This window comes from Streptomyces sp. NPDC088387, assembly GCF_044753385.1.
In the GTDB taxonomy this organism is placed as follows: domain Bacteria; phylum Actinomycetota; class Actinomycetes; order Streptomycetales; family Streptomycetaceae; genus Streptomyces.
In genome coordinates this window covers 26,862-38,610 of record NZ_JBIVNC010000016.1, presented here as the reverse complement: position 1 = coordinate 38,610, position 11,749 = coordinate 26,862, and the positions used below count along the sequence as shown (strand labels likewise).

Sequence of the window (11,749 nt, the reverse complement as noted above, 5' to 3'; positions counted from 1 at the left end):
CGGCGGGGATCGGCGGCCGCTAGGAGCGGACCGTTGTGGTGCGGCTGTTGTAGGCCTCCAGCCGCAGCGCCGGACGGTGCGAGGGAAGCGAGTCCGCCGGCCAGGACAGGGTCACCGTCCGGGACTCGCCGGGCAGCAGCCACAGGTAGTTGTCGCTGTAGAGCGTCGGCAGCACCCGGTCGCCGCTCTTCTCGTCCACCAGCGAGAGCCGGACCATCGCGGCGACGGCCGAACCGCGGTTGCGGACGGTGGCCGTCAGTTCGTGACGGTCGCCGGAGCGCGAGACCTTCCCGATCGAACCGGACACCGTCACCTGCCTGACCTTGTTGAGGCCCTGCATGGCGGCCGGCTCGCGGTAGCGCCAGTAGGTGTTGCGCGACAGCTCCCTGCCACGCCCGTCCTCCAGGGTCAGCCGCAGCAGATGCAGGTCGGGCAGGTCGTCGCCGAAGGCGGCGGTGAACGCCTCCGCCTTCGCGGACCGGGCCACGTCCAGACGGGTGCTCCGGCTCCTGCCGACCTGGCGGCCGGTCAGGTCGTACAGCCGGGCCGTGACCGTGGCGCCCTTCACGTCCGAGCCGGTGTGGTTCACCGCGATGACCTGCCACTTCACCGGGTCGGCCTGGACGTGCAGCGGTTCACAGGCCGAACGGGTGCCGTAGTACATGCCGTTGACGTCGAAGTCGTAGTCGTACGTCTGCCAGACCGTGCTGTGCCAGGCCGGGTGGGACATCCACAGCATCAGGCCGGTCGCGTTGTCCCAGAGGTTGGCGTTCCAGGCCTCGAACATGGCCCGGCCGTTCTCGTAGTTGACGAACTGCGCCTTGCGGGCGAAGTCCTCCAGGCCCGTGGCCTCGCCCAGCCGGGACTCGATCGCGGCCTTGTAGTTCTTCGGCGCCTGGTTACCGCGCTCGCTCCAGTCGTGGTAGTACCAGGCCCCGCGGATGGGCCACTCCGGCTCGTCGCCCGTCATGTTGCGCAGGCTCTCCGCGGTGGAGACGACCGGCATGCCGATCTCGGTGTGGAAGCCGAAGTCCTTGCTGCCGTACGTGCCCGCGTCGAAGTACTTCTCGGGCTCCACCCAGCCGTAGGGGCCACCGCCGGTGACGATGCCGCCGGCCGAGTTGTTCTGGTAGAGCAGGCCGGGTACCTGCTGCTCGACGGCGTCCCGCATGCCCTTGTCGATCGCGGCCGGCGGGTTGCCCTCGTTCGCCCCGCACCACACGACCACGCTGGGGTGCATGCGGTAGCGCAGCACGGTGTCGCGGGAGGTCGCGATGAACGCGTCGCGGTCCGGCGGGTCCATGGCCCACGCGTTGGGGAAGTCGTTCCACACCAGGATGCCGTGGCGGTCGCAGGCCGCGAAGAACTCCTCGCGGTCGCTGGTGCCGACCCAGTTGCGGATCATCGTGAAGTTCATGTCGCGGTGCATGCGCACCGCCGCGTCCATCCGCTCCGGGGGCATCCGGCGCAGCAGCTCGTCCCAGCCCCAGTTGCCGCCGCGGGCCAGCACCCGGACGCCGTTGACGAGGATCTTCAGCGGGTCGGGCGCGTTGTCGACCGACTTCACGTCGGTCCACCGCTCGCCGTCGTCGGACACCTGGATCACATACGTCTTGGGGTACGCCGACTCCCAGACGATCGCGACCCGGTCGAACTTCTGCGCGGAGCCCAGGTCGACCTGGATCCACTGGTGGTCCTCGTACTGCGACGACCAGCGGGTGCCGGCGTCGCCGTCCGTGGCGTGCGAGGCCGGGTGGTCGGACTCCTGCGTGGAGGCCGTGGCCGGCTTGCGCAGGGCGAGGTCGGTGCCGGGGTTGGCCCGGTCGATGACCGCGAGGGACCACAGGGAGTTGCCCCAGCTGGTGTTGCGCAGCCCGCAGCTGATCCGGACGTGGCGGGCGGTCCGCTGGTCGAAGTCCTCGACCTGGAGGCTCGCGTTGCCGTTGTTGAACGGCAGCGGCACGGCCCCGTTGTCCACCGACTTCACGTCGGTCCACTCGGAGTCGTCCGTGGAGACCTGCACCACGAACGTCTTCGCGTACGCCTGCTCCCAGGTGAGGTCGACCTGGTCGATGCTCTGCGCCGAGCCGAGGTCGACCCGGATCCACTGGTCGTCCTCGAACGCCGAGGACCAGCGGGTCCCCGGGTTGCCGTCGGTCGCGTTGCCCGGCGCGTGGTCGTCGCCGTCCGTGCTCGACGACGTGGCGGGCGCGTTCAGGGCCAGGTCGAGGGTGGGCCGGGTGCTGTCCCGCACGGCCAGTGTCCACAGCGAGCTGCCCCAGGAGGTCGCCCGCGTCCCGCACTTGATCCGCACGTACCGCGCCTGCCGGCGGTCGAAGGTGACCGTCTGCGTGTACGAGTCGCCGGACGCGGCGAACGGCAGCGGCACGTGGTACTCGTAGCCGAACTGGCGGATGCCGAAGCGGGTGGTGCGCCGGTCGCTCTCCGAGCCGTCGACCGACGCGGTCAGCGTGAGGTCGTGCAGGTTCGCCGCGCCGAGGCCGTTCGGCCACCACAGCTTCGGGTCGCGCAGCCGCAGCTGCCCGAACGCGTCGGGCGCGAACACCACGTCGACACTCTGGCCGGCCGGGACGGTGACGGCCTTGGAGACCTTCACCCCGTCGAAGGAGGCGGTAACGGTCGTACGGCGGTCGGTGGAGTCGGCGTTGCGGACGGGGACGACGATCGTCAGCTCGGCGGCCGAGACGTCCGGCAGGTTCGGCAGGACCGTGTCGACCCGCGGGTCGCCGATCACGACATGGCCCGTCGAGCGCAGCCGTACGTGGTTCCAGATGCCCGCGGCCCGGTCACGGACGGCCGGCATCCAGTCCCAGCCCGAAGAGGCGAGGTACGTCGGGGAGTTCAGGTTCATCTGCCCGGCGCCCGCGTCCACCCAGGCCTCGCCGAGCGGGCCCTTGTCGCCGGGGCTGCCGGGAACCGGCATCGGCGTGATCTGCACGGCCAGGGCGTTCTCGCCGCCGGTGTCGAGCAGCCCGGTCACGTCGTACGAGGAACGCGCGAACGGGTACGTCAGATCGCCGACGCGCTTCCCGTTGAGCCAGACGTCGGCCTTGTGGTTGACGCCGTCGAACTCCAGCCAGACGCGGCGCCCGGACCCGGTGCGCAGGCTGCGCGGGACCTCGAAGTCGCGCTTGTACCACCAGGAGTGCCGGGACAGCGCTTCGGGGATGTGCAGGTTGTTGAGGCCGGAGACCGGGTCGGGCAGCTTGCCCTGCTCCACGAGCGAGCCCAGGACCGTGCCGGGGACGGTGGCCGGCAGCCAGCGGCTGGTGTCGAACGACGTCTTCGACAGACCGGCACCGTCCGCGCCGGCCCAGTCGTCCATGGTGAGCCGCCAGCCCGACTCCACCGGCACGGTGCCGTCGTCGGCGACCGTCAGCTTCGGCGCCCTGCCGTGCTGGGTGTCCCAGTCGGTCCAGCCCTTGACCGAGGGACGGTGGCCCTTGGGAGTGCCGTACACCTCGAAGCCGTTGATGCCCAGGGGGAGCGGGCTGGAGCGCTTGCGGGACGTCATACGGACCCAGCGCGCCGAGGCCGGGCGGGGCAGCTGGATGTCGACGACACCACCGGTGCCGGCGGTGGTGCGGTAGACGCTCGTCCACGTCTTCTTGTCGAGGGACGTCTCGACGACGTAGTCCAGCGCGTAGCTCGACTGGATCTCCTTGCCGGTGGTGCCGCTGGCCGGGTTGCCGCTGGTGGGCGGGGTGAACACCGGATCGGAGGCGTCGGCTTCGAAGGTGAGGCGTACCCAGGTGACCTCGCAGGCGGACTGGAGGTCGATGGTGATCCACTGCGGATCGCCGGGCTCGGCCCGCCATCCGCTGCCGCGTACGCCGGGCACGTTGAGCCGGTCGACCACGAAGGACGCGGGCGTGGGGGCGTAGGCCGTCGAGGAGACCGAGACGGGCCGGTTGAGCGCCAGCTCATGAGGTGAGGCGGGTTTCGTCGGCTTGCCGGTCGTGGCGGCGGCGGTGGATACGGGGAGCAGGGGGCCGAGTCCGAACCCGGCCAGCAGGGTGGAGCCCGTCGCAACGATGGACCGGCGCGACGGCTTGCGCGACGGATCCGAGTGATCGGTCATGAGTCTGACGTCCCATCAGAAAGGTGCGGAGCGGATGGTGAAGCGGCTGTCCTGGCTCCGCGCCGGAGCAATGTGACAACGTTGCCAACATGACAACGTTGCCAAAGGCTGTGATGCCGCGAGCCTCCTGTCAACCCCTGGGGCAAAAGTCGGTATTGGACCGCAGGTCAAGGTGTACGGAGTTGGGAGGGAGTGCGCCGGGACATTCCTGGACAAGTGTGATCTCGGTCGGGAGGGGTCCGTAGGCCGCGTTTTATTTCGGTTGCCGCTCGCCGTGTCCGTCCTCCAGCATGGCCCAGCGACCGGGAACCGCCCGGTGCTTCACGAGAGGAGGCCCGACGTTGAACACGACCGTCATCGGCCTGCCCGCAGACCGCCTCTCTCTCGCCTCATGGAGCACCTCCAGCGATGTCTCACGACCCTCACGCGCAGTACCCCCACGACCCCCGGTACCCCGGACTTCCTGACGGCCTCGACGCGGACCCGCGTCGCCCCGTCCCACCGCCGCCGGACGGCCCGGGCGACGTCGACGACCGGTTCGTCTTCGACTTCCACGCCTACGACGACCTCGGCGACGGCCAGCGCTGGTCGACCTGGCTCAGCGTCGAACCCCTGTGCCGCGGCCCCGAGCCCCTCCCGGACTGGGTGGTGACCTCGCAGGGCGCGATCGACACCGAACTCGGCGTCCTCAAGACCGGCAAGGAGGCCGACGTCCACCTCGTCGAGCGCGCCGACCCGCTGGCCCCCGACGCCGGTGTGGTCATGGCCGCCAAGCGGTACCGCTCTTCCGAACACCGCAGCTTCCACCGCGCCGCGACCTACACCGAGGGCCGGTCGATGAAACGCTCACGTGACGAGCGGGCCATCAAACGCAAGAGCAGCTTCGGCCGCCGGCTCGCGGCCGGCGAGTGGGCGGTCTCCGAGTGGGCCGCGCTGGTACGGCTGTGGAACCTGGGGCTGCCGGTGCCCTACCCGGTCCAGATCGACGGCACCGAGATCCTGATGGAGTGGATCACCGTCACGGACGAGGACGGCGCCGTGGCGACCGCGCCCCGGCTCGCCCAGGTCCGGCCGTCCCCCGAACTGCTCGCGGCGTACTTCGGGCAACTCACCGACGCGCTCGCGACGATGGTGCAGAACGGCGTGGTGCACGGCGACCTCTCCGCGTACAACATCCTCGCGGCGGGGGAGCGGCTGGTCATCATCGACCTGCCGCAGATCGTCGACCTGGTCGGCAACCTCAACGCGATGAACTTCCTCCAGCGCGACTGCGCCAACATCTGCGGCTGGTTCCGCTCACGGGGCCTCGACGCCGACGAGCACGCCCTGTTCGCGGAACTGATGGCACACGCCTTCTGAAGCGGGGGCCGGTCGCGGAAGCGGCCTTCACGGCGGCGCTGCCCCTGAAGCGTCGGTGCGCGTGGCGTGGTCCGCGGGGATCCGCTCCAGGACTCCGCCCGCGAACACGTCGTACAGGGGCAGCGTCTCCAGGTGGACGTAGCCGATGTGGCAGTCGCAGACGGCCAGGGGGCAGGCCCGCGGGCGCAGGGCCTGCCGGTAGGAGCCGTCGTACAGGTTGCCCAGCACCGCCGGGACGAAGTGGCAACGGCGCACCGTGCCCTCGCCGTTCACCGAGATGACCGACTCTCCCGTCCGGCACGGCAGGCCCGCGCTGCGGTGCGGGTGGCGGCTGTACGGGAAGAGCGGGTCGAGGGCCGTCCACCGGTCGGCCTCGGCGTCCGTGTACGTGTGTCCCTCGGCCGCGTTGATCCACAGGTACACATGGGCGGGGAGGTCGGCGCGCAGGCGGCGCGCGTGCTCCAGATGCCCGGGAAGGCCAACGACACCGACGCTGTGGCGGATGCCGCGGGCGGCCAGGTCCCGGCACTTGGCCAGGAAGCGGTCGTACGGCGTCTGTTCGGGATGGTAGGTGCACCACAGGGCGAGGACGTCCGGGTCGGCGGTGTCCAGCCAGTCCGTACGGCAGCTGAGGTTGGTCTGTATCGCCACCCGGCGGATGTGCGGCAGCCGGCTCAGCTCCGCGAGCACGCGCCGGTACCAGGAGCGCACCAGGCCCTCGCCCCACGGTGTGAACAGCAGGGAGAGCCGGTCCTCCCGCTGTGCGGCGGCCCACGCGGCGAACCGCTCCAACGCGGCGCGGTCCGCGGTCAGTTGGGCGCGGCTGTCGCGGCGCTTGGCGAACGGGCAGTACGGGCAGTCGTAGTCGCACGACGCCAGCGGGCCCCGGTAGAGGATCGTCAGGTCCACGCCGGCTCCATACGGTATCTCGGGTATCTCGGGTATCTCGGGCGTATCGGGTGTGCCGGGCGTGTCAGGTTGTGTCACTTCGGCTCGTACGCGGCCATGCGGTCCCGCACGGCGGTCGAGAACAGCTCGGGACCGAGCGCGTCCGAGTGGGCCAGGCCGTCGGGTGAGAGCCGCAGCAGTTTGGGAGCGGCGGACTCGTCGAGCCAGCCCCGGCTGTGAAACCGGTCCAGTTCGGCGGCGAAGTCGTCGCCGGGCGCGGTGCCGAAGCGGGCCCGGTAGTCGGCGACGGCCATGCCCTCGGCCTGGAGCAGCGACTGGAGCAGATGGCGGCGCCGGGCCTCCTCCGCGTCCGTCCGCCAGCCGAAGTCCGCGTGCCGGAAGCCGTCGGCCGTGCGGGCGGTGTAGTCGTCGATGATCCCGCGGATGCGGTGCATGTCCACTGCGTAGTCGAACGAGTAGTGCAGCGTGGAGGTGTACGAGCGGGCGCCGCAGCCGAGCCCGACCATGCCGTCGGTCTGGCAGGCGTGGTCCTCCCCGCCGGTGCTCGGGGCGTCCGCGCGGCGGAACATCCGCATCGACACCTGCTCGTATCCCCGCGCGAGCAGATGGTCGCGGCCGTGGCGGTACAGCCGCAACCGCTGTCCGTCCCACTCGGCGCCGTCGAGCGCCGGGTCGCGGTGCCGGTCGAGACCGGTGCGCGGGCGGACGTACAGGGGGTAGAGGTAGAGCTCTTCCGGCCGCCAGGCGAGGGCGGCGTCGAGCGACCGGCGCCAGGTCTCCTCGGTCTGGCCCTCGATGCCGTAGATCAGGTCGATGTTCAGTACGGGGATGCCGGCGTCGCGGATCCGGGCGAGGGCCGCGTCGACGTCCGCACGGCGCTGCGGGCGTACGGCCGTGCGCGCCTCGCTGTCGAGGAAGCTCTGCACACCCAGGCTCAGTCGGGTGGTGCCGCGCTCGGCCAGTACGGTCAGCCGGTCGGCGGTCGCCGTCGCGGGCGAGGCCTCCACGGACAGGGGGATCGCGGTCAGATCGGCACCGAGGCCCTGCTCGGCGAGATCGCACAGCCGCTCCAGCTCGGCGGCTTCGAGATATGTCGGAGTGCCGCCGCCGAAGGCCGCGTTGGCGAACCGCGCCCCGTCGCCCAGCGCCTCGCGCACCGCGCCCGCCTGGCGTTCGAGCGCGTCCAGGTAGGCGGTGGTCAGGCCGTCCGGGGCGCCGATCCGGGTGAAGAGATTGCAGAAGCCGCAGCGGACCTCGCAGAACGGGATGTGGAAGTAGAGCGAGAGGGCGTTCTTCGGTTCGTCGGCCCACAGGTCACGCAGGGAGGCTTGGTGCGGGGGGAGGGGGCGGTAGGCGGTTTTGTGCGGGTAGGCGTAGACGTAGTGCTGGTAGGGGCGGACGGTGGGCGAAGCCGTCGCGTGTGGCGCGGGCGAGGGGGTGGTGAGGGGCAGCGGCTCGGCTGCGGGCAGCGGGTCGGTGAGCGTCATCGGGCCTCGTCGAGGAAGAAGTGGGCGTAGGGCACGGTCCAGACGACGTCGTGGCCGATGCGGTGGCCGGTGTAACCGTCCTCGCCGTAGGCGGTGCCGTGGTCGGAGCACACGATCGCGAAGCAGGGGCGGCGGGCGGCGGCGGCCGCGAAGAGCCGCTCGATGTGCCGGTCCACGTACTCCAGGGCCGCCGCGTGGGTCGCCCGGGTGTCGCCCGACTCGCGGGTGGCGCCGGGCAGATGGAACCAGTTGGGCTGGTGCAGGGCCGAGACGTTCACAAAGAGGAACAGGCGCTGTTCGTGGGGGAGATCCGCGACGACCTTCTCGGCCCGGGCCACCTGGGCCTCGAAGGACGTGGGGGACGGCACCCCGAACTCCGGCTCCCAGTGGCTCTCCTGGAACATCCCGGGGAGGACAGCGCCCAGCGGACCCTGCTTGTTGAAGAAGCCCACGCCGCCGATGCAGACGGTCCGGTAGCCGACGGCGGCCAGCCCCGACACCAGATCGGGTGTGTCGTAGACGAAGGTGCCGTCCGCGGTGGTCTCGCTGCCCGCGAACTGGGCGGCGAAGAGCCGCGGATGCGGACCGGGTGCCGCCGGCGTCGGCAGGAAGCCGGCGAACATCGCCTGGTGCGAGGCGTAGGTGAAGCTGCCGGGGGCGTGTCGGCGCTCCCAGACTCCGCCCGGCAGACGGCGGGCCAGGTTCGGGATGCGGCCGGCGGCGGCCAGCTCCTGGGCCACGTCGTGGCGGAGGGTGTCGAGCGTGACCAGGAGGAGGTCGTGGCTGCCCACGATCTCGTTCATGTCAGGCCGGGTGGTCATGGAGCTCCTTGTGCGGTGCGCGCTGGGCGGGGGCTGTTTGTGTGGCGGCGACCTGGGTGGCGTAGGTGTCCAGGCCCTCGGCGCCGGTGCCCGGCAGCCCGGTCAGGCGGGGCAGCAGATCCCCGAAGGCGTTCACCTCACCCACGGCGAAGCGGCGCCAGCCCGTGGCCGGCAGGACGTCCACGCCGACGCACAGCGTGCCCGGAAAACAGGCGGCGGCCCGCTCGGCCACCTCCAGTACGTCGCCGAAGTCGCCGCCCGTGGCCCGGATGGCCTCGCGGGCCGCGTCGAGGTCGCCGCGGGCGCCCCCGAGGTGAAGGTTGGTCATGGGATGCCGGCTGGTCCGTACGACCGCGTGCGTGGCCCGTCCGGCGACCACGACCACCCGCAGATCGGCGGCCCGGCCGCCCTGCGAGGCCTTGGGCAGCCACCGCTCGACGTGGAGCCCGTCGGGCGCCAGCGCGTCGACGAGGGCGGCGACCGCCGGTTCCGAGGTGTAGTGGCGTACCCGCAGGGAGTTGTACATACGGCCGTCGGGAGCGGTCTCCACGGAGGTCGTCGCCTTCACCCGGCCGGCGCCCGCCACGGTGAGCGCCACCACGCCGGACGCCGACGAACCGTGCGCGGGCTTCACAAACGCCCTGGAGATGCCGGCGGCTCGCAGCCGCTCCCGGAGCTCCACCCAGCCGCCGACCGGGCCCGTCAGGGCCTGTGGCACTGGGACGCCCGCGGCGGCGAGCCGGGCATGGCAGCGGCGCTTGTCGAACAGCACCGCGACGTCCTCCGCGTCGACGGAGGACAGCGCGCCGGCCGTGCGCACCGCGGCCGTCAACTCCCGGACCGCCGTGGTGAATCGGCGGTACCACACGGCCGTTCCCTCGACCCGGGTGGAGTCGCTGACACCGCGCAGCAGCCGGTCCACCTCGGCGTCCTCGCCGGGGGAGTCGATACGGACCCACTCGCCCGGTCTGAAGGCGTACCGCCCGCGCAGGATGTCCCGCCAGGCGAGCACACGGGGTTCCGGGTGACCGGCCGCGCGTACGGCGTCGGCGAACATCGTCGTACGCCGGTTGGCGGGGTTGCCCACGACGGCGAACCGACGGTGGATGCCGGGGACGGTGTGCCGAACCGGGGAGCTACCCGGAGACGGTGACATGGCGCCACTCCTCGTCCCGTCGGGTGTGCGGTGTCCGACGGTCCGAGAGGTCCGCTTCCGTGCCGTACTCACTCCGAGACGGCGGTGAAGCGGTGGACCTCGCCGTCGTCCTCCCATGTCTCGCCGGGCTCGGACAGGTCGACCTGGACGCCGGACGGCTCCAGCGCCGCCTCGATCCGCCGGGCCACCGGCTCGCTGACGAAGTTGTGGTGGAGGTCCAGCAGGCGCAGATGCGTGAGCGACTGGCCGCCCAGCAGCGCGTTCACCCCCACGTCGGAGAGGACACCGAGGGACAGGTCGAGCGAGTCGAGCCGCGAGACGACCCGTGCCGCGGCGACGGCGCCCGCTATCTCGTCCTGGATCTCGCTGTTGCGCAGGCCGAGGTGGCGCAGGGCCGGGAAGCGTTCGCCGGCCAGCAGCGGGGCGAGGTCGGCGATCGTCGCGTCACCGCCGTACTCCTCGACGCCGAGCCACATCTCGAGGTGCTCCAGCGCGGGCAGGTCGCTGGCGACGACCCCGCGGACGACCTCGCCGGGCAGGCCCCCGGCTTCGAGGGAGAGCGCGATCAGGTGCTTGTGCCGGACCGCCGGGAAGCGCAGTCCGGTGCCGCCGCGGACCCCGAACGACTCCAGCAGCGGATACGCCTCCAGGACCGGTGTGACGTCGGACTGCTCGATCCAGGAGATCTCCGCCTCCTCCATCTCCAGGTCCCCGATGAACACGGCCCGCAGCGCGGTCAGTTGATGCCGGGCGTCAACGAGGTGCCGCACGATCGCACCGGAGTCGTTGTCGTACGGTTCGCCCCACGGGCCCACCACGATCGCGCGGACGCCGGCCGGGTCGACCGACGCGAGGAAGCGGGTCCACAGGTCGCCGAACTCCTCGGCCGGGGTGCCCCCGTAGGCATCGACGGCCAGCCGCCAGGCCACGGCGCCGGCCTCCGGAAGCTCCTGCTCCGCTCCGCGCTCGGGGAAGTCGAAGGCCGGGAGGCCGTGCAGTTCCTGCAAGTGCTCGACGTGGGACATGTCGCGGTTCTCCTGAGACGAACGGGCCGGGAATGAACAGGCCGGGCTGACCGGCCAACCGGGCTGGCCGGCGAACCGGGATGAACACGCCGGTTCGGACGATCACCGCCCGTGCAGAGATTTCTACCAAGCCGCACTGACAATGCCCCCGACACCCCTGCCGGGACTGGCCCGGAGGGTGTCGGGGGCGCCGCATCTGCGGACCAGAACCGGTCGAAGACCCGCCCGGGGTCCGTGGGCAGGTCTTCGGTCCGTACCGTGGGCTCAGCAGAGACGGTTCACGTGGTCGGCCTTGTTGTTGCTGGTGCCCGTGGTCAGATTGCCGTTCTTGCCCGCCTGGTTGGTGAAGAGCAGCTCGTCGCCGCTGTCGTGGTGGTTGTAGTACCGGACGTCGTCCGAGGTGCGGTTGTACACCGAGGAGACCCGGTCGCTCCAGCCGAAGTCGTCGAGGTCCTGCCAGCCGCAGGAGCTCAACTGGCCCATGGAGCCGGTGTAGCTGCCGCCGTCCCAGAAGCAGAACCATCCGCTCGGGCAGTCGGACAGGCCGAGAGGCTCCGCGCCCGGAGGCGCGAACGTCACGACGAACGAGCCGTCGTTGTACGAGACCTCGTTGCGGCCCGTCTGCTCGCCACCGGGCGCGATCCGAAGCTGCCGGTCGACCTGGGCCTGCACCGACAAGGCGTTCCCCGCCTGCTGGGTGGGCACGGACGCGTTGGCGCCGCCGCTGTCGGCCACGGCCACACCGCCCCAGGTGGTACCGAGGAGGGCGAGTGCGGCGATGCCGACGCCGGCGCCCTTGCGCGCTGTCTTGATGGTCATGTGGTTCCCCCAGTCGTAGTGACGCGTGGGTCGGTGTCACGCGTGGGTCGGTGTCACGCGTGGGTCGTTGT

8 protein-coding genes are annotated in these 11,749 nt (G+C 71.3%); 1 reads left to right on the top strand and 7 read right to left on the bottom strand.

What is annotated here, in order from left to right; all coding sequences use genetic code 11:
* Nucleotides 1–19: 19 nt before the first annotated feature.
* Nucleotides 20–4,102, bottom strand: a complete 4,083-nt coding sequence (locus ACIQAC_RS33060) for a discoidin domain-containing protein (protein ID WP_402197658.1) — start codon at nucleotides 4,100–4,102, stop codon at nucleotides 20–22.
* A 408-nt stretch (nucleotides 4,103–4,510) separates the two neighbouring features.
* Here ACIQAC_RS33060 and ACIQAC_RS33055 point away from each other — a divergent pair, with 408 nt between their 5' ends.
* Entirely contained in the window at nucleotides 4,511–5,461 is a 951-nt protein-coding gene (locus ACIQAC_RS33055) for a serine protein kinase RIO (protein ID WP_402197656.1), read from the top strand.
* A 27-nt stretch (nucleotides 5,462–5,488) separates the two neighbouring features.
* On the opposite strand, the gene ACIQAC_RS33050 is transcribed toward ACIQAC_RS33055, so the two are convergent.
* The 6 genes from ACIQAC_RS33050 to ACIQAC_RS33025 all read right to left on the bottom strand — a co-directional run bounded on the left by ACIQAC_RS33050 (nucleotide 5,489) and on the right by ACIQAC_RS33025 (nucleotide 11,678).
* On the bottom strand, nucleotides 5,489–6,370 hold the full coding sequence (locus ACIQAC_RS33050; protein ID WP_402197654.1) for an STM4011 family radical SAM protein: 882 nt from the start codon (nucleotides 6,368–6,370) through the stop codon (nucleotides 5,489–5,491).
* A 74-nt stretch (nucleotides 6,371–6,444) separates the two neighbouring features.
* The gene (locus ACIQAC_RS33045) at nucleotides 6,445–7,857 is read right to left on the bottom strand and encodes an STM4012 family radical SAM protein (RefSeq protein WP_402197652.1); all 1,413 of its coding nucleotides are present in this window, start codon (nucleotides 7,855–7,857) and stop codon (nucleotides 6,445–6,447) included.
* On the bottom strand, nucleotides 7,854–8,660 hold the full coding sequence (locus tag ACIQAC_RS33040) for an STM4013/SEN3800 family hydrolase (protein ID WP_402198014.1): 807 nt from the start codon (nucleotides 8,658–8,660) through the stop codon (nucleotides 7,854–7,856). The genes ACIQAC_RS33045 and ACIQAC_RS33040 overlap by 4 nt, the downstream gene beginning before the upstream one ends.
* Nucleotide 8,661: 1 nt before the next feature.
* Nucleotides 8,662–9,834, bottom strand: a complete 1,173-nt coding sequence (locus ACIQAC_RS33035; RefSeq protein ID WP_402197650.1) for an STM4014 family protein — start codon at nucleotides 9,832–9,834, stop codon at nucleotides 8,662–8,664.
* A 68-nt stretch (nucleotides 9,835–9,902) separates the two neighbouring features.
* Complete coding sequence (locus ACIQAC_RS33030; protein WP_402197649.1) at nucleotides 9,903–10,859, bottom strand: STM4015 family protein; 957 nt, start codon at nucleotides 10,857–10,859, stop codon at nucleotides 9,903–9,905.
* A 264-nt stretch (nucleotides 10,860–11,123) separates the two neighbouring features.
* A complete protein-coding gene (locus tag ACIQAC_RS33025) occupies nucleotides 11,124–11,678 on the bottom strand; it encodes a peptidase inhibitor family I36 protein (protein WP_402197648.1) in 555 nt (184 codons plus the stop codon).
* Between the last annotated feature and the right edge of the window lie 71 nt (nucleotides 11,679–11,749).